The sequence below is a fragment of the Paenibacillus sp. Soil750 genome (assembly GCF_001428045.1).
Classification (GTDB): domain Bacteria; phylum Bacillota; class Bacilli; order Paenibacillales; family NBRC-103111; genus Paenibacillus_E; species Paenibacillus_E allorhizoplanae.
Genome location: NZ_LMSD01000023.1, coordinates 475,697 through 495,257, shown reverse-complemented (window position 1 = coordinate 495,257; position 19,561 = coordinate 475,697). Strand labels below are relative to the sequence as shown.

At 48.5% G+C, this 19,561-nt stretch carries 8 protein-coding genes; 2 read left to right on the top strand and 6 right to left on the bottom strand.

The window, feature by feature from the left end; all coding sequences use genetic code 11:
* Window positions 1-39: 39 nt before the first annotated feature.
* From ASL11_RS22065 to ASL11_RS22055, 3 genes are all read right to left on the bottom strand, one after another.
* Complete coding sequence (locus ASL11_RS22065) at window positions 40-2,355, bottom strand: helix-turn-helix domain-containing protein (protein WP_056619733.1); 2,316 nt, start codon at window positions 2,353-2,355, stop codon at window positions 40-42.
* Between the two features lie 83 nt (window positions 2,356-2,438).
* Entirely contained in the window at window positions 2,439-3,566 is a 1,128-nt protein-coding gene (locus ASL11_RS22060) for an alginate lyase family protein (protein WP_056619732.1), read from the bottom strand.
* A 133-nt stretch (window positions 3,567-3,699) separates the two neighbouring features.
* Window positions 3,700-8,625 carry an S-layer homology domain-containing protein gene (locus ASL11_RS22055; protein WP_056619731.1) on the bottom strand — a complete coding sequence of 1,642 codons (4,926 nt, stop codon included), beginning with the start codon at window positions 8,623-8,625 and terminating at the stop codon, window positions 3,700-3,702.
* Window positions 8,626-8,969: 344 nt separating this feature from the next.
* Here ASL11_RS22055 and ASL11_RS22050 point away from each other — a divergent pair, with 344 nt between their 5' ends.
* A complete protein-coding gene (locus ASL11_RS22050) occupies window positions 8,970-10,436 on the top strand; it encodes a right-handed parallel beta-helix repeat-containing protein (RefSeq protein WP_056619730.1) in 1,467 nt (488 codons plus the stop codon).
* A 37-nt stretch (window positions 10,437-10,473) separates the two neighbouring features.
* Here ASL11_RS22050 and ASL11_RS22045 read toward each other — a convergent pair whose 3' ends face one another.
* A complete protein-coding gene (locus ASL11_RS22045; protein WP_056619728.1) occupies window positions 10,474-11,376 on the bottom strand; it encodes an AraC family transcriptional regulator in 903 nt (300 codons plus the stop codon).
* 80 nt (window positions 11,377-11,456) lie between these two features.
* On the opposite strand from ASL11_RS22045, the gene ASL11_RS22040 reads away from it, so the two are divergent.
* Window positions 11,457-12,290: a phytanoyl-CoA dioxygenase family protein gene (locus ASL11_RS22040; RefSeq protein ID WP_056619724.1), complete on the top strand. Its 834-nt coding sequence runs from the start codon at window positions 11,457-11,459 to the stop codon at window positions 12,288-12,290.
* Window positions 12,291-12,339: 49 nt separating this feature from the next.
* On the opposite strand, the gene ASL11_RS22035 is transcribed toward ASL11_RS22040, so the two are convergent.
* Together ASL11_RS22035 and ASL11_RS22030 are read right to left on the bottom strand one after the other, a co-directional pair.
* A complete protein-coding gene (locus ASL11_RS22035; protein ID WP_056619721.1) occupies window positions 12,340-12,660 on the bottom strand; it encodes a helix-turn-helix domain-containing protein in 321 nt (106 codons plus the stop codon).
* 58 nt (window positions 12,661-12,718) lie between these two features.
* On the bottom strand, window positions 12,719-19,531 hold the full coding sequence (locus ASL11_RS22030) for a polysaccharide lyase family 8 super-sandwich domain-containing protein (protein ID WP_082595680.1): 6,813 nt from the start codon (window positions 19,529-19,531) through the stop codon (window positions 12,719-12,721).
* Window positions 19,532-19,561 lie beyond the last annotated feature (30 nt).

The window sequence follows — 19,561 nt, the reverse complement described above, 5'->3', positions numbered from 1 at the left end:
CAAGCAAGCTTGTACGACTCCATGTCAAACGGTAACAGTTCACTTTAGTTCTTTGTATTTCCCTGGCGTAATGCCCTCAAACTTCTTGAAGGTTCGATTAAACGTATTGATATCCGCATACCCCACCTTCCGTGCAATCTCCATAATGGAGAGCGATTGTTCGCTTAGCAGCTTCTTGGCCTCTTCCAACCGTGTTCGACTAATAAAATCAAGCAGTGCATCGCCGGTTTGTGCCTTAAATTGTTTGGATAAATAAGAAGGTGTAATTCCAAACTTCTCTCCAATCATCGAAATGTTCAAATTATCTTCCGCATAGTTGGCTTTCACAAATGAGCTTACAAGCTCGCCAAGCGGACTGTACTCCTGTTTGCGCTCAGCTTGGATGGATTGGCAGACCTGCTCAAGAATCGAGAGGATTTCCCCTTTCATTTCTTTCATCGTTTCGCATCCGAAAAGTCGTTCCACAGGATGAAACTGTTCAATAAAGGATGCTTTATTACCTTGCGAGCCGATTTCATTCATCGTTTTCAACATCGTGCTAGCCAGATCAAACATGAGGCACTTGCCGAGTGGGACGGACAACACCGCATTAGATGCATTTGTTTCTATAATTTGCTCAATGATGGAGCTCGACTTCTCATAATCGCCTGTTTTGACAAAATTAATCAATTGCTGCTCCACATGCAACGGGTAATAATAGTTTCCGGCCTGGTGGGCAGCTTCGGAACTCGGTAATTCGTCGTATCGAATGATCTCTCCGCCCCCTACCACAAGTCGATAAGCCATCGCCGACAGCGCTTCTTGATAAGCCCCAGCAATTCCTAACAGCTCGGAATGAATCCCGCTGATGGACACCGTCAAATGGACATGGAAATGGTCAAGCAAGAACAATTTCACCTGCTCGGCAACCCGCCGCAGCTCCTCTGGGTCCTGCCCCGTGCCAAAATTAAAAATACATGCCTGCATGTCATCCATTTCAGTTACGAAACCTCGATGCTGGCTGCCGATCACTTCTTCCACCACATTCATCAGGATGAACTGCATCAACTTCACCTTCTGTGGATCTACCGTGACATCATCCTGGAACTTGCCAAAATGATCGATATGGAACAAGAGTACAGCAAAATGAGGCGAAGACAGCCGAATATCGTGCGCTGAGAGTGATTCATGCACTGGAATGTCCTGCTCCAGATTCCCCTTTAGGAGCCCTTGCAGAAAATGCGAGCGAATAGCATCGCGGTGCTGATGCAAACGGCGATCAACCTGCTCTTTCTCCGCGAATGTATTGTTGAGCGCATCTTGCAGGAAACCATACTCATTCGTTCCCTCGGCAAATGAAATCCCTGCTTTCATTGAGAAGCTGCGGATAAGGAGATTAATCGGATTGTAATTTTTGCGAAGGAACAAGAAAGTGACCACTCCGCCTAGCAGAAGACTGAGTAAAATGCTAGCATACACGAGCCTTTTCATGTATCTCATCTTGTCGTCAAAGCGCTCAGCAGGAATCATCGACATGTATTTCCAACCTGTCCTAGCTGAGGTGGTATAGGATACAGCGACCTGCTCCCCGGCTACATCCCCGTAGAAGAGTCCATTTTCACCAGTAAATTTGTCATAGGTAAGAAATTGCGGCCTTTGCTCAAGACCACTAGAAGCAACAAGTCGGTTTTCTTTATCCAGCAGCGCAACAGATGTCGCTTCAGATGGTGGAAGATTGGCAAGCAGTTTCGTATCTTTCATTACAAATAGGAGCACCGCTCCTGGCTGATCGCGATTCGCCAGTGAAACGGATTTGGCAAATAAAACAGCTTTGTACGAATTGTCATTCTCTTTCATCGTCACTGGCATATAGGCCTGGACATAGCGATCGTCTAGAAATGACTTCCAAGCATCATAACCTCTCAGGGTTTGTCCGTCTAGCATCTGAAACAATTGGCGGCCGTCCGTCCGATTACGAGTCGATATGACCGTATCGCTATTTTTGTAATACAGATAAATTTGTTCAATGAACTCATTCGCTGTCTGGTACACCCGCAAATCATTCGAAATGGTGACTAAATCGTAATAATCGTTATCCGAAAGCGGCAGTGAGGTATTGATAAACGCATTTACCTGTTTATTGAGGGAAATTTCCAGACTTAATCGCTCAATACCTCCCAAACTGTTATCTATTGCCAATTCCATCTGCTTCAATGCGTTCGTATTGGCACGATTTACTTCCGATTCGACCACATGCCATGAAGCCGCGTATAGAATTCCGCTTATGATGATTGGGACGAGCAGTACGGAAATATAAGAAGTAAACCAAGTAAACATTACGCTGCGTTTATTAAACCGGATCCGATTAAACTTCATTAGCACTAACCCCTTATCCCCATTTGTAACTGCTTTCATATATTATAGCGAAAATAGAGGAACCCGTCTCGGATTTAAGTCCCTCATATCCAAAGCAGCGGCTGCTTAATAGCCATATTCCGCCGCAGTTCATCTTCTTTCGGCTTTTGATCTAATTTATGCCATAACGCAAGAAGCCTTTCAGAATCATAAACCAACCCTGCAAACAGTAAAAATGACATAGCTACAGGCCATTGCGCATCATATTCGACATCTCGGCCATAGGGCCAAGTTTGCTTATTTTCTATATAGGGTAATAAAAAGTTGATCCCTTTCTCTATGCCTCTGCCATCTGACAGCTGAAATTTCCACAAATTATCGTTAGGCGTAGAAAGAAGATGCGTAAGCGTAACGAAATTATCGAGTGTAAAAAGAGAGTAGGCATAGGGCTTTGTACGGGACAATTCCCTTGGAAAACTGCCATCTGTGGCCATCTGTTCGACCAGTAGTTTGGTCTTGTATTGTTCTCTGCACCAATCCAGCATCGTATGTTGACAGGTCAACCGTGCGAATGCGGCCGCCTGCACATACCAGCATACCCCATGATTGTTTGGTTCGTTTCTCTCTTCTACCCCTTGCGGATGCTCATTCATCCATTTCAAGTAATCTGTGAACCATGCGGAAACATTTTGTAGGACGAGAGAATCTGCTAAGGACATATGACTGCGTTGTAGAATCTGAACAGCTGTTGCCACATCAATCAAATGCAGCGTATCAATCACACCGATCCCTCTCCCGTCGCAAACGCCAGGCACAGCTTGTGCGTAAAGCAGATGCGGATTCATTCGTGTGCTCTCATTGACAAAGAATGCGTCTAGCAGCCGAACGGCGTGGGAAGCGTACCGCTGCTCACCCGTTATCCGGTATGCGGCAGCCAGACAAGCGACTCGAGATCGCATTCGGCGAAGCAGAATCCGATGTGCATGAAAATTATTTGGATTACTCTCGCCATCACGGCGTACATACGGCAATCCATCTGGCGTATCGGGATTTGGCCACCAATAATCGCCGTTTGAATAATAGTCATGAGCGTTTCCAGGGCTATGAGGGGCTATCTCATCCGTAATCTGTACAGGAAGAGTCGTCAGGCAGGCATCAGCCTGTTGGATTATTGCAGTCAGATCGACGTATAAGCTCCAATGTTCTTTATTTATTTGGCCAAAATGTTCCATCTTTAAATTCTCCCTTCATATAAGCAAACAAAGCACTAAATGCAGCAGGCCAGATCCCCAAAAAAACGGGATGCCAGGCCTACTGCATATGATCTACCCTTTAAGTGAAGTTGTACATGAGATCGAAATGACGTTATCGTTCCAATAACCGCATAATAATCGTTACCGCTTCCGCTCTCGTTGCTCCAGCTAACGGCTCGAACATATTTTGCTCACGCCCGGTTACTAGCCCTAGGGAAACGGCTTGCGAAATGGCTGGCAATGCCCAAGCTGGAATTTGGGAAATGTCGCTAAATGATACTTGGGATGAAACTCCCCCATGTTGATTATAAGCCCTTATTAGCATAGCAACCATTTCTGTTCGGTTGATCGGTTTATTAGGCCGCAAGGACTCGTCTTCATAGCCTTGTAAAATGCCCGCTTTCAGCGCTGCCCCCAATTCGCCGACTGCCCAGGCTGGTATGTCTGCCCCATCGGCAAACTTAGTCGCTGACGTTTCGGCCTTCAAACCAAGAGCTCGAACCAGCATAGCTGCAAATTGCATTCTCGTCATGGGCTCGTCAGGTTTGAAGCTGCCATCTGTGTAACCGTTCACGATGCCTTTGGCAGCAGCGCGAGAGATAACCTCCGACGCCCAGTGATTCGGCACATCAGCGAATGATTGCTGTTTGGACGTATCTGTAGGAATTACAGGCGGTTTACTCGGTTCCGGTATTGGCTTCGGCGTTGGTGTTGGTACAGGCACCGGGGTAGACCCCGATGTGGATCCCGATGAAGATGAACCACTTGCCGGTGGACGCTGTGCCAGTAGTGTGTAGGTTTTATGTACACCGGATGGCATAGACACATCCAACAGAACTACACTGCCTCTGGCGGCAATGGCTAGTGATCTGCTCTCACTGCCGCTAATAACGGACTGCTGCGCACCACCGTCTACGCTCACTTGAATCGCAGCCCCCTGACCGATCGAAGTCGGCGTCAATGTCAAACTGTTAATCCCCGTTGGGACCGTCACGGTGTAGTAAGTGATCTCCGAACTGAATGCCGGTGCGATTGTCAGATTCGAACTAATTTGAAGGCTGCTTAGGGCCGGCTTCTCCTCTTCCACCGGTACGTTCCGTCCTGCGGCTGGCCCAACATCGGCCGACGTTAGCGGTCGCTGCGTCAGCACGCTCGCAGGCACATATTCATCTGCTCCGACGTCGACTGTATTCGTCCGTCTTTGGCCGTCCATATCATCCGCCGGCAGGTACGGTCCTTGGGCTGCATCAACCGCAGGGCTTAACGGCGATAACCGGATCAGTCCGTCGATGCCGCGAACCAACTTCAAGTCACCTTTGTACGTGGCGTTGACAACACTCGCAGTTGCTGACACAGCCGCAAGGCCATCGGTCATGTTGCCAACATAGTTGGGTCTGCCATCAACCGTAATTTTATTGGTCTCATTAAATATGGTTCCCGCATTGCTGAAGATCACATTATTATACACTTGCGTCCCAGTCGGCTCGAATGTCCGTTTGTCCATTTTCAGCGCGGAAGCTTTGCTGGCTAAATTGACGATCGTATTATTAAAAATCTGTACGTTATATTGCCGCCAATGTCCGCGAAGCAATTCCGTCTGTCTTTCCTCTGACAAGCTCCGGAGTGGAGCCACCTCATTCACGCCGATCCCCCAGTGGATCATCGGATTCGCAGAACCATCCGGCCCGGCATCCTCCGTGCCGCCATCAACTGTAACGGCATCGTCGGTCAAGCCCTCCATGTAATTGTTATAAATTTGATGATCATTCCCATAAATACGGAAGCCACTGGTACCTTCTTTTTTCCCGTCTGCAATAATAAAGTTACCATAGAAGCTGTTACGATGACCATGGCGAGCCACCATGCCTCCGAAGGAATTCAGAATCGTGTTGTACCGAATCGTATTGTCGCTGCTTTTCACCGACACGATCTCATCTTCGCCGTTCAAGCCATCAAACAGGTTGTATTGCACGGTCACATGGCCGGGCACCAGAGACAATCCTGAGAGTCCGAGACGAATCGCTTCCATCCCATTGGATACCCGTGGACCCATATCATGGAAATAATTGTACTCAATCACGTCGTATTGCGAAACCATATCTTTGCCATCGTACGTAATTGCAGCGCCAAAGCCAGTCTTCGGTCCAATATCGTTGTAGGCAATCCGGTTATGACTGCCGTTGCCCTCTACCCGGATATAATGCCGATCCGTTCCGCCATCCGTGAGCAGCGTTGAGCCTGGTGTATGCGACGTTTCCCCTGTATAGACGGCGTTGTTAGCGTTATATTCGCTGCCATAACGGCAGCTGTTCTCCACACCGATGACGCACCAGATGATCTTATTCACACCGTTCTCAGTCTTTGAAAACCGGAATTTCTGCCCCGTTTCATCTAAGGCAAACGTGTTGCGCAGGATGGAGACATTGTTGGTGTCATACAGCTCTACACCAGGGTGCAACCCTTTCAAAGTGTCTAAAAAGTTACCGTCAACAACACCTCGGCTTCGCAACGAATCTTCGCTATTCTCCGACCCGCCGCCGGAATGAAACATAAGCCCTTCCACACTGACGTAGCTGGCATTGTGGATATACATATAGCTGTCCCCAGCGATAATCGCCTTCCCTTGCTCCACAGCCACCACCCGAATCGGTTGCGCAGCCGTTCCTTTCTTGTCCTTGATGATGAAAGGCCCTTGCTGCTCGTAGGTGCCATTCTGCAACTCAATTGTCGTGCCTGGAGCAGCCTGATCGAGCGCGGCCTGCAACTCGCTTGCCGTATTCACACGGACAACTTGTACTGGTGGCAACGGCTCTACCGGCTTATCCCCCGCTTGCGGCGGGCCAGTTGGCCCTGTCGGCTCAGTCACTTCTGGTGGTGTTCCCGTGTAAAGCTCAACTTCGGTAATACTATTCCAACTGCTTGAACTTCCTGATGCACTATTGCCATACCCAACCAACCGTAAATAGCGGTAGGCTCCAGGCTGACCCAGTACATAAGGCTGCAAAATACTGTCACCTACACGAAGTGCTCGGGAGCTTCGTTTGGGCAGCAGAACCGTCGATTGCTGGAAATCCGCCTGATTCGAGCCTAAAATTTCAAAGGAAGACACCCGGTCAATCGCATTCAGAAATGCAATGTTCAGATACGTTACTGTCTCCGGCTGACCCATATCGAACTGCAGCCACTCCCCTTGCCCCGAAGCCGACCAACGCACATCGCCATCCCAGATCCCATCCACGACATTGGCCGGAATATTCGTTGTGTTCGGTTGGTACGAACTAGCAGTCACTGTAGTAGCGTTCATCGGTATGCGGCCGTTCGTTCCTTTGGCCGATAACCGATACGCTTGCAAGGCATACGTATTCATCGAGCTGCCGCTGGATGCGTTCACCTTCATCTTATTAATCCCAGGCGTCATGGCAATCTGGTTCATATCCCCAACTGGCTGGTTCGCCACTGCGTTGTTCGTCAGCGTCGCATCCACGGAAATCCCCGCGTCCGCATGCGATTCCAATCGGATCGTGTCGGTATCCGCAGGAACCGTCACCTCATAACCGTCTAGCTTGGTCGGTAAGAAAGATGATGTCATCCCCAGAAGCTGACTACCCGCCCAGACGTTTAAGGCAGATAGCTGAATGTCCGGCAATTTCTCTGCAAAGGTAAAATACGAACCGTTGGCAAGCGTCACATCCGCTGCATAGTAAGTCTCCCCATGCAAGTTAACCTGGGTTAGCGGGAGAGACACGGCATCGCTGAAATCACCGCTGCTGCTCGTTAACAAAAGCCCGCCTGACGGAAGCATCCCTTGCGGAAATGCGACCTGCACAGCGCCAACATTACCCGTGTTCTGAGCCTTCCAAGTTCGCGACAAGCGCTTGAAGCCCGACCCGTATGGTGTCCAAGGAGCGGTGCTGCCGTTATCTCCCCAGAGTAGATACTGTTTATCGACCATCGTTTGTTTGGCGCTTATGATGACCTGTGAAGATGCAGGACCTTCACTGCTTCGGCTCGTGTCCAGCGCCAATGCACCTTCCTCATCCTTAGCAATGCCTGCTACATTATTGTTAAATGCCGCGTTAAGCGTAGACGGCCACACCACTTGTGGAGACACCCCTGCCGAGTCGTAATCCTTCCCTTTCAGCGGTGTTCCGAATTTGAGGGCCATGTACGTTTGAACTTGATTGTGCTGCATCGTGGTCAGTGCACCATTGAATACAATCATTTCGCCCACTTGTCCGTCGTAACCGGAGCCGCCGCTAAGTGCAGAGCCAATTGTCATCGGATTGCTCCCGACTCCTTTCATCGGAAGACGTGAAGCTGTTGAAGTCGCATACGATTGACCGTCCAGCGTAACGGATTGATAGACATTTCCTGTCACTGGCTGCGAATCGAATTGAAATCCCCAACTGTTATATTGACGAAGAGGGACGCTATACCCTGTTGTAAGACGTGGATTGTTACCTGAGGCGAGATCCCCCGCATCCCACAATATTTGGGTGTTAGGATTAGAGTAGAAAGGAATGTATGCTCCCAATTTCCCTTTCCCTTGTAACGTTTCATAGAAAATTTGTGAAGACTTATTCGTTTCCGACAATCCGCCGGCCGTCACATACACACTTGCGCGATCTACGACTTCATCTTGTACGAACAGCCCGTCCCTGTCTACCAAGAGACTGCCTTTGCCTGCGCTGCCTGAACGAATGAATTGCACCGCAGGCTGGTAATTCAGCGAAGAATTAGAGGGAACATACTTCGGGTTCGCCCGGGGACTACTGTCACCCACTGTCCCATCATTAATGAAATCATTCCCGTTCGGACTGCTGTCCTTCCAAACAGTTACTTCCCCGCTCCCATTTACGGTCATACTAGCCGGATCCGCTTTTAACCATAATTTCAGCAAGCTCTCATCTACGCCCCCCGGCGTTCCTGCCACAGCACTATCGGCATGCGCTTTGGAGAACCCTGCAGGCAGTCCGGCTAAAGTTAAAGCGCTTGCAAGCAGCAAGCTGATTATCCGTTTCGCATTTCCCTTCTTCAATTCAACATCACCTCTTCGTTATGATTGCGCTCTTCGGCAACAGGGCAGATTAGCGTACAAGCAATTACACTCATCATATGGAAACCCTTACAATTAGGAAATCGTCAAAACCCAAACTCATCATCAAAATCTGGAATGGCACTGATCATTATGTAGAATGAATCATTAATTTAGGAATCTGAGCACGTGCTCACCATATCTGAGTAAGTTTGCCGAGTTTTAAATTAAGGTATGTATTTCGATATATTGGAATTTACGCGGTTCCTTCTGCGGTTTATCCTTACTACAGGTGGATCTATTCACTGTGCAAGTAATTAACCGATGAGTATGGGAGGAGAATAATTATGTCCATAAAGAGCAAGTATGTCTTACTATCACTCTTGGCATTCGCACTTTTGTTAGCGGTTACATGGAATCCTACACGAAGCCGTGCTGCTGAACCGCCAACTGGCAAAGTTCGGATCAGTCACAACAATGACGCTTATTTCGCAGAGGTAACATCTATCTCGGATTGGAGCAATGTGAATAATTACAGCAAAAACGCCACACAAGGCGGGAGTGTTTGGACAATTACAAGCATAGGAAATGGAAAGTATAAAATCGAGGCGGCTGGCAAAGCTCTAACCTTGAACAGTTCCACCGATTGGGATCCGGTAAAAACGGCCGCTTACAGTGGTTGGACCACACAGCAGTGGACCATTACGGATCTGGGGAACGGGAATTTCAAGCTGGAATGTAATGGGAAAGCGCTGACCGGAGATACCGCCGGCAACGGAGTTGCCGTGAAAAATGTAACGTATAGTGGCTGGACTACGCAGCAATGGAAGCTGACATCGGTGGATACAACCGGGTGGCCCTCAGGTTCATGGAACTGGGTATATCAGAATGTAGACAAAACCACACGTTTGGAAGTTGCATCTCGCGAGAATATTTTGATTATAGGCACCACTATCCATAACGTCAGCAATGATCTAGGTATGCTGATCTCTAATTCCAACAATATTCAAATAAAAAATTCAACTGTGAGGAACATCACCGACAATGGTAATGAATTTGGTATGGGGATGTATTTGTACAGGTCTGATAATATTGTGGTCGACAATTCCGTGATTAAAGAGTTAACCTGGACGGGAACTGACTTTCATGCGCATGCCATACATATTTATGGCGGAAGCAATATCACGGTAAAGAATTCCCAGATCTACAATGTAGACGGTAACGGCATTACGGTAGAAGCCGATAATGCCAATGTACTCATTGACAATAACGATATTTATAATACGGGACGCAATCCTTTCTCCGCCAGCGCTCCTTACCACGGCATCTATGCAAAGGCTCCAGATATGACCATTCAAAACAATCGCATTCACGACAGTCTTGACGGGTCTGCCATTTCGATGCGCAGCACAGGCATCGTTAAAGGAAATACCCTATATAACAACAAACACGCTTCTATTGCCTACTGGCCAGATTATCCAAAAGGCACCAGCAATAAATTGGATATCATCAATAACATTATCTCGCAAGTTTCCTACACGGCAACCAATTCCAAGGCCTCCGGAATTGCTATTAATTATACGAGTGGCAAGCCTTCTGACAATTATTTCAACAATTTCTATATAGATCATAATCAATTAACCATCATTGACGGAAACAGTTACGGCCTGATCACTTGTTTTCAAGCGACTGGCACCTGGTCCATCAGCAATGTCCAAGTTACGAATAACACCATGACCGACGGCCGCGTAACCCCTAATTATTTGGACGGAGAATCATTGATGAGTGTTATATCGGGTAATGTAAACCAATAAAACCAAAGGGCAGCGGAATAATCCGCTGTCCTTTGGTTTAATAGACGGATGCCAGCCTGCGATATTCCCTAGGTGGTATCCCTTCTCTTTGGCTAAACAGCCGACTGAAGTAATGAAGATCAGCATAGCCTATCAAACCAGCGATTTCCTCGACGGAATGAGAAGATTCCCGTAGAAGCCGTTTAGCTTCCCTGAGACGGACTGATTGTACGTATTTATTTGGCGTAATTCCAAATGCTGTTTTGAATAGCTTTGCCAGATAATCTTCGTTCCAATTGACACGCGCCGCCAGAGCAGTGTTTGAACAGTCACTACTGTACCTTTGCTGAATCCACTGGCGTAATTCTTCCAGCTTCACCAAATGCGAAGCTTCCGTCACCTCGCCTGATGGTACCCGCAGCAGCTCAACAACGATTTGAAGCATATAACCCCGCACGATCGCCTCATATCCCGATTGCCTGTGCGTGAACTCTTCGATAACCCTTTCCATGGCAGCGACAATGGAAGCCGGTGGAATCCTCACCGGGATCTCGGAAGGCACAGCCAGTTCCTCGATCTTTGGCTCCGCACAAAACCGCTCCCGTCCGGGATTCGGCTCGACGACAATAATGTCTTCGTCTCGCGACACTTCATGCTCATCGAAATAATCGAAATGAATACCGAGAAAGTTGGCCTCTGTTCCTTTAAGCACCTTGATCCGATGAGGAACACCAGCACCGAAGTACACCAGTGATCCAGTTGTGGCATGATAGGCCTTCCCGTTGACATTCACCTCGATATCGCCAGTCTGCACATACAGAAGCTCATGATCGTAAATCAGCCGTTCTGGATATTCCTTGTTGCGTTTTGTTATATGACGTTGAGCCCAATGAACGCTTGGCGACAAATCCGCCGCCGTGCACTGTTTTCTTCTCGGATAACAAATATCGGAAAAATCCAACTTATTCCCTCCTTAATCTAAATTATAACAACACTTTCTGCGTTATAGTTGAGTTAACAACAAATAAGGAGTGATTCCACATGTACGACAATATTCAAGTTGAGAAAAATCTGAATCAGGATTATAGGCTAACCGAGGAACAAATTACCTCGTATCGGCAGGATGGACATCTGCTTCTGAAAGGCGTGGCTACACAGTCCGTCATCGATCAGTATCGCCCCCTCATCCAGTCCGAAGTGACTCGGCTAAACAATGAAACCCGCCCGCTGCACGAAAGAGACACCTATGGCAAGGCGTTCATCCAGATTAGCAACCTATGGGAGAACAGTGAAGCCGTCCGTCCCCTCGTATTCATGCGCCGCTTCGCCAAAATTGCCGCGCAATTGATGGGCGTCTCCGGTGTGCGAATGTATCACGATCAGGCACTGTTCAAGGAACCGGGCGGCGGCCATACCCCATGGCATCAAGATCAGATTTACTGGCCAATCGATACCGAAAATACGATTACGCTGTGGATGCCGTTGGTCGACATCCCACAAGAGGTGGGCTCCATGCAGTTTGCATCCGGATCCCATAAGCGTGGATACATCAGCAAGCTGGTCATTTCCGATGAATCGCACAAGACGCTTGCCGAGTATATCGAATCGGAGAATTACCCACTTGTTTCATACGGTGCGATGGCAGCCGGTGACGCAACGTTTCACGCAGGATGGACATTGCACAGCGCTCCCGGCAATCCGACGCCTAACACGCGCGAGGTCATGACCATCATCTACGTAGCAGATCGGACGACGGTGCTAGAACCGGATACTAACGCGCGTAAAAATGACCTTGCTCGTTGGATGCCAGGCCTGAAACCAGGAGATCTCCTCAATAGTCCACTCAATCCCTTGATGTATCGAGAAGGTGAGTAGGCCTGCAAATACAGGGATGGCAGAAGAATCTGCCGTCCCTCGTAATTGTTCAGCGTTTATATTGACCAGGTGTAACCCCTTGCATATCTTTAAAGATTTTAATGAAATATTTCGAGCTTTGAAACCCGGTTTTTTCTGCGATTTCTCTGACTTTCAACCGATCTTCCTCCAGATACTCACAAGCCTTCTTAATTCGCATTTCATTTAATAAATGAATAAATGTCCGATCGGTACAGCTCTTGAGAATATGATTGACATAGGTGGTACTTAAGGAAACCTCTTCACACAGCTGTTCCAAAGACAAATCCTTCATATAATTCCCTTCCATATAGGCTATAATTCGATGAAAATATCGATATTGTCGCTCCACGGCTCCCTCTCCTTCATGAAAGAGGCCACAGCCGTTAGATTCCAACTGTGGCGCATTCCTATTCATTCATAAACCCAAGCTTCTGCAGCACCCGCTTCAGCATGACGGCTGCTTGAGCCCGCGAAGCCTCTGTGGGAGGCTGGAATGCAGTAGCGGTCATTCCACTCATGATGTTCATGTTCAATGCTTCACCAACGGATGTGACCGCCCAACTGGATATAGTGTTTCGATCGGTAAATTGGTTAAGTGTGTGTTCACTGTTTACACTTGCTTTCGCTATCCCATTAACCGCTGCCATTGCTCTAACCATCAAAACGGCTAGCTGCTCACGTGTCAAAGTTCCTTCCGGTTGAAATGTTCCGTCTTCGAAGCCATCAATCAGATCTGCCTTTACAGCAGCCCCGACTGAACCGACAAACCAATCATCATTGGAAATATCCGCAAAGTGTGACGCGCTTCGATCCTCCGTAAGGCCAAGCCCCCTTACCAATAAAGTGACAAACTCAGCACGTGTCATACGCTGATCCGGAACAAAAACATCTTTGCTTAGGCCGTTCACAATCATCTTGGCCGCCAGCTGTTCGATATCCGCTTTCGCCCAATGCTGTGCAAGATCCGTGAATGATGTATTCGTTTCAGCGATCGTGTAGATGCTGTTGCCATTGCGGATAATGGTTACTGTCGTTTGGCCATCCTTGACTTTAAAAGTAGCTGGTACGAAAGTCATGCTGCCAGTTGCTGGGTCATAGAGTAGAACCGTCGTCTGATCGATGTTCACAGATCCGTCTATAACAACGGAACGGGATATGTACATACTGCCGAAGTTGTCGATGACTTGCGTCTTCCCGTTGCCTTCTACGCTGACGTGAAAGTCGACAGGTGCTGCCAGAAGCTTAACCCCAGCAACACGTGAGCTGTCTTCAATGGCTTTCCTCTCCGTGTCATCGACCTGCACGACGGAGACAACGATGTTTAAATCTTTGATATCGCTTCCTAGCGATTTCGCCGCATCTGCCAGATGAATCGCATTAACTGGCAAAACATAACCGTATTTGCCAGCTTGGATGGAGATAGCCGCCAATGGGGTATTATTGGCGGCTTGAGCTATCGCCGATGCCGGCAGTACTACGCTCATACCCGCATGCTCGGCATCCACTTGAATCGTAATCGTTTGTTGCGTTTTTTGTCCCTCAATCATTTCAAAGGCTTGAGACAATGTTTCCGTACCGACTTGAAGTTTGGTGATCTTGGTACCGTCTGATCGCGTCTCCGTTTCCCCTGCGACTGTCACCTTCACGCCGTCGGTGTCATTCACAAGCAATGAATTGGATTCGGAAGGTTTGACTGGCGTGGTTTGCGGACTTGGCTCCGAACCTGATTCCTCATCCGGATCATCCCCTCCAGCGCTAGGCAGAGGCGTTGTATCTGTGATAGTTACCACAAGCGATACATCAGCCCCTGCGCTGAATTCAAATTTCAATGCCAAAGAACCTAGCAGCTGCGCAACAAGATATGCTTTTTTCAAGGTAACCCGGTTGCCGACAACCGAGTAGTCCCTTCCCTCCACCAATGTTGTGCTGCCATCACTGATGCTTTCCAGACGATTACCGTTCAGGGATACCGCTATAGCGATATCCTTAAACTCTGCGCTGCCCACATTTTTATCGAAATTTGCTAAAATCGGGTTTATAGCAGCATCATGAACGGTTCCGTCATATGTGTGAGTAACCACTTCGAGATACGGCTGTTTGTTTGTGTTTTCGCTAGAATATACGAACATCTTCCGCCCTACCAGCACTTCCTGAACAAGCGCCAGATCCAGCGTTGATCCGTTCCTCAACTGTTCCCTCGCAAACTCGGTAATATCATAGCTTTTATCGGCTTCTATATTCGTAAATCGATTTTCTCCTGAAATCGCCTGGCCCAGGGACGGCTTGTTTGTATACTTAGCCGAAGCTTCATCCCAGCTATTCAAAACAGGCTTCACAACGGTGTCGACGAAGGTGCCGCCGGTATCTTCCAATTTTCCTATCGCGTGGAACTTAACCGATTCAATCTCTCCAGCAATACCGCTCAGGTCAAATGTAAAATAAGCTTCACGGAAATCGTCTCCCCCGGCGTTCTTCACATACAGTTTCGTATCATTGCCATACGTATCCTCTTGATAAATACCGGAGCGGATAAACGTATCCTTGCCCGGAAACCGTGTCGTTACCGTCGGATTGGCCGAAGGCACCAGCACTTGTACTTTAGCACTCTTCGTGACGCCATTCAGATCAACTACAGCTTCGATCTCAGCTGTGCCGGGACGGATTGCCGTGATGGTTCCTGCTGAATCTGCAACAGCAACTGTCTCATTACTGCTGGAATACGATACGCCTGCCTGACTTAAATCCACCGCACCTTGATCATCCAAGATTGCGGTCAACACCGGAACTGCGGAACTTCCAATTCCGACAACACGGAATTTAGCATCAAATTCTGCCGACGCCAGAACAGGGACCGTAAAGTCAGCGACTTCAGTAGACGGATCGAGCGTGAAACTCACGTTATGGGTTTTTCCTGGGTCAACCGTCGTATCCACCTCGAACTTGATCGTCGGGGATAGCTGAAGTACAGTCACTGTACTATCCTTGCTGATCACGCCAATGCCCTGCTTCTTGATCTCGAAGCTGATTTTGTCCTGCTTGTGGGTCGGATCAGAAACCGATAGCTGCAGTTCATTGCCAGCTTCCTTTACCATGAGGGAAGAGGGATCATTCGCTTTTACGCTGCCCAATATCCCTCGCTTCCAGAAATTCATGCCTGTGATGCCCAATGTCGTATCCGTTGCAGCCTGTACGTCAGAGGTATTCGATAGGATCGTTACATCTGGTGTCACACTATAGGCAGCCACATCTGCGGCGTCCTTCTTGGGCAGTTGAATATAGCTGTATGCCGCATCATGAGGTCTAACATCGTGGTTCAACCATAACGTCATGTAATTCCGCGTATGCCAGATATGGAAGAAGTCGAATCCGGCCAGTGCTTCCATGTCCGTCCCTGTGCCGCTTTGTGCATAGAGCCCCATTTTCACACCCATGTTGAGCCGATCCGTACCCGCCAGTGGGTTCGTGAACGTGTACAGTGGTTCGCCCCAAGACGCTTCGCTGTTGCTGGCATAAACCGTGTATTGATCGCCGCTTTTGTCAATCTTCAGGAATACATCCCCCGTCACTGCTGCTGGGATAGGGAAGTCATCGGCCTGCGCAATGCCCCCGACCTCGTTGATGGCGATAATTCGGTTGCCCTGAGCGGTCATCCCTTTTGCCACAGATACGTAATTATCGTCATCCTTGCGGATGATGATGCCTGCTTCCTGCCCCTGCTGCGTTGGTGAGAAGTCTAGTGACGTTGTTAGATAGAAATCTTCCTTAGGTGCTGCGGTCTGGAACAGGTTCGGAGTGGAATTAGCGCTCTCCCGCAAGGTTCCCTGCTGTGAAGTAATCTGCAGCTCGCTGCCTGTCAGAGCATAATGCGTCCGATCCTCGCGAAGCCATGACCAGTTGGTTGCACGGTTGACACTGTTGAATTCGTCATAGCCGGGGAAGAAGAACTTCTCGTTAATATCTTTCGATTTACCCTCCCGCTCTTCTCTCAACATCTGAACATCCGTACCTCCGGGGAATACGTATCCCCCCGTGCCTTCTAGATGAATCCACTGGGTGTCGTCAAGATTCGCTTGTTGTCCCATGGGTGTAGGATTCACTGTGCCATTGACGGTTAGCGCATTGTCACCGCTCGCATTCAAGGGGCGATTGTCCACGATCGTCTCGATAGGTCTATCAGAGGAACTAGTGATGCCTGCGCCTAACGCGACAATTTCATCATCAAACATAAACCAAGACTTCTTAGCCGAAACATCCATATCCGAATAATTATGCTGTTTGAAGTCCATGCCTGCCGTACCGTATTCACGATCCATCGATACGCCGCCAGTCCAGCTGTTTGTCATCAACTCCCCGTCACCTGCGAACTTGCTTATATCCACGTAGGGACGGTTGGCGGATGTAGCTGCAGGCCGATTCACATCTCGGTCGACAGTTATACCTGGCAAACGGCTTGGATCTACCGTGGTCCAGAATAGAGACAGATAATCCAAGGGATCTAGGTAGAGCTGAGTCATGCCGTCGGCTTCATACCAGCCCTTCAGGTTTTCATTGCTTACGGTCTCATAGTTCGCTATGCGGTCTGAGTGCATCGAGATGCTATATAGCCAGTCGTTGCCTCTGTGAACCACGTTGTCTTGATTGTAAAAATTAAAGTTGCCACTAGGCGGCGTGTAAGCCTGAACCGTCGGGTCATTTAGAATTTTCTTAGCTTTTTGCATACTCCAGATGGTTGATGTGCTCAGAAAAGATCGGACGCTGGCATTTTCAATATGGTATTTGATCGCGCTTTTCTGTCTCTCCACAAATGGGTTTCCGGCTAGTTCAACCTGTGTCAGCAGCGCATTGACGATGCCATATCCCAAGAAGGTATACTCTCTGGATATTTCCCTGCCGTCGATCGCATTGATGATTTGTCCTTTGTACATGTTGGGGTCGAACGCTTCAAAGTACCAGTCGAAAATATTCGACTTCTGTGGGTCTTCGTTATCCCATTCACTGCCGCTTACTAACCATAATGTATCCGTAATGTCCTGTAGAAGCGCTTTGCCGTATCCACCGGCATAAGGGAAATAATCGTGCTGAATGAAAGAACCGTCATCATAGAATCCGTCACCGGACTTCACATTCGGGAACACGTCCGTCAGTCCGCCCGAGCCCATTTGAATTCTGCTGCTGTTCTTTCCCGTAATTCCTCTCAGAATTATAGCCTTGCTAATGTACACACGGTTTGCCCCGGTGTACGAGGCCGAAGGGTCGAACTTATCAATGCCCCGGTTTAACTTATCGATCAGATCGGGATGGGCACTGTATGGAATCGTCTCGTATAAAAGAATCATCGAGTCATTAATATTGTTGGGCACATTGACCCGCCAATCAAACCAATTGTCATACATGGCGATGTTCTCGTTATAGCGCGTCGCATTGAAACGATCCCAGCTCTCGATAATGTCGTGAACCAACGCCTCGTTTTGATAATAAACCGAACCGTAAGTCGCCCATGCCTTAGACATCGCTCTCAGCCGGGACGATGCTGTTGCCAACTCCACCGACTTGGTCGTCGAGGTCAAATCCGCCCATGTGTAGGTCGTTTTATTCAGCGAGTCCCAGTAGTTTTTGGCATCGCCGTCCAAGGAACGGATAATCAGATTGATATCCGGATCCTTCACGTCATACGAATCGTCGGGGTCGTAGCCGGTCAGCTTCTGAACATACTTGAGTCTCAGCTCATCATACTGATCCTGAGCAACAGGGTATACCCGAACCAACACGGGTGATGACTCTTGCGTAATGCCATCCAGCTTAACAATCGCTTTAATATTGGCCGGTCCCGCATAGACCGCGTTCGCCACACTATTTCCTGCACTCGCGAACGCGAGGCTGCCGCTGTTGCTAACATAGGTTACGTTAGCCTGTGACAGATCTGCAGTAGATCCGTCTTTCATCTTTCCGGATACAGTAAACGAAACGGTTTGTCCTGGCTTCACCATATCCGTGCTAGGAGACAGTATTACCTCCTTCAGAATATTCAGATCCTCGTAGACGAACGTGTAGCTTGTTCCCGTCGAGAGGTTACCCGCCAAATCTGTTGTCTTCAAGGTTAACGTATAGGACTGTCCAGCATTCAGATTGACTGCTTGGAAGGCAGCATTGCCTTTGGCGACAGTGCCAAGGAGTGTGCTCCCATTATAAATGCTCACACCTGCATAATCGGCATCCGCTGGATCCGCCCAAGTCAGCGTGTACACACCGTTAACCAAGCTACCTGACAGATTAGTAACTTCGGCAGGTGCAGCTCCATCAGCGGTGAGCAAAATGGCAGCCGTCTTTGTGACACCCTCCAGCGTGACGGATGCTGTGATAGTGGCGGTACCGTTAGAGACGGCCCTAGCTACACCAACAGAGGGGTTATCGATTACGATATGTGGACTATCGCTCGAATACTGGACGGTCGCGCCAGATAAATTCGCTGGCATATTCGTATCCAACATCCCCATTTGTGTGAGGTTTGTCGTTTGGCCCAGCCCGATTGATGATGCGTCGGATTGTAATGTAACTGCCTTCAAAGCAGGCGTACCGTTAATCACAAGATACGGCTTAGCTTTTTGGCCTGTTGTATCATTAACGCTGGTGGTATGGGATTCAAGTCGGATCAACGCATTCGAGCCCGCTACAGCGAACGTGGCAATTTTATTCGCAGTAAGCTCACTTTGGATAAAAGCGGTCACGTCTAAGCTTGCCCAAGCAGAACCAGATAGGTTAGGGGGGAATGTCATGGAACCGATTACATTATTCCCGAGACTAGGCTTCGTATTCCAAGTAATCGTGCCCTCATTCCAATTGTCGGCATTCGGTGTATTCACGCCATATACCTTTGCGGTTACCGTGTTAGGTGCAGTTTCAGAGTTTCTACCGTACAAGTACAAAGTAGCCGACGTGATATGCTCGGGATAATTGCTTAGATCAAATTGCAGATAAGCCTCCCTTGTAGCTTCTTTGACGTTCAGGTATTGCGGTTTATTTGCCCCATCCCCACCATTAATCATATTGCTATAATCGGGACTAGAAACCGTTTTCCTCACAAAGTTATCTTGGGAAGCGATTACATTGTATTGCTGGGTAGAAGCTTTCGCGATAGGAACGCCAAGCCCAGCGAACAAGCTGATCACCATCGTCAAGGCTAGCATAGCCGACAAGCCTCTTCTTGCAAATCTTTCCATCATGAAACCTCCCTTTCTAACATGGAGAGGCAG

Coding starts and splice junctions, on each gene's coding strand:
- ASL11_RS22050 (WP_056619730.1), top strand. CDS start 8,970: ATGTCCATAAAGAGCAAGTATGTCTTACTATCACTCTTGGCATTCGCA.
- ASL11_RS22040 (WP_056619724.1), top strand. CDS start 11,457: ATGTACGACAATATTCAAGTTGAGAAAAATCTGAATCAGGATTATAGG.
- ASL11_RS22060 (WP_056619732.1), bottom strand. CDS start 3,566: ATGGAACATTTTGGCCAAATAAATAAAGAACATTGGAGCTTATACGTC.
- ASL11_RS22065 (WP_056619733.1), bottom strand. CDS start 2,355: ATGAAGTTTAATCGGATCCGGTTTAATAAACGCAGCGTAATGTTTACT.
- ASL11_RS22030 (WP_082595680.1), bottom strand. CDS start 19,531: ATGATGGAAAGATTTGCAAGAAGAGGCTTGTCGGCTATGCTAGCCTTG.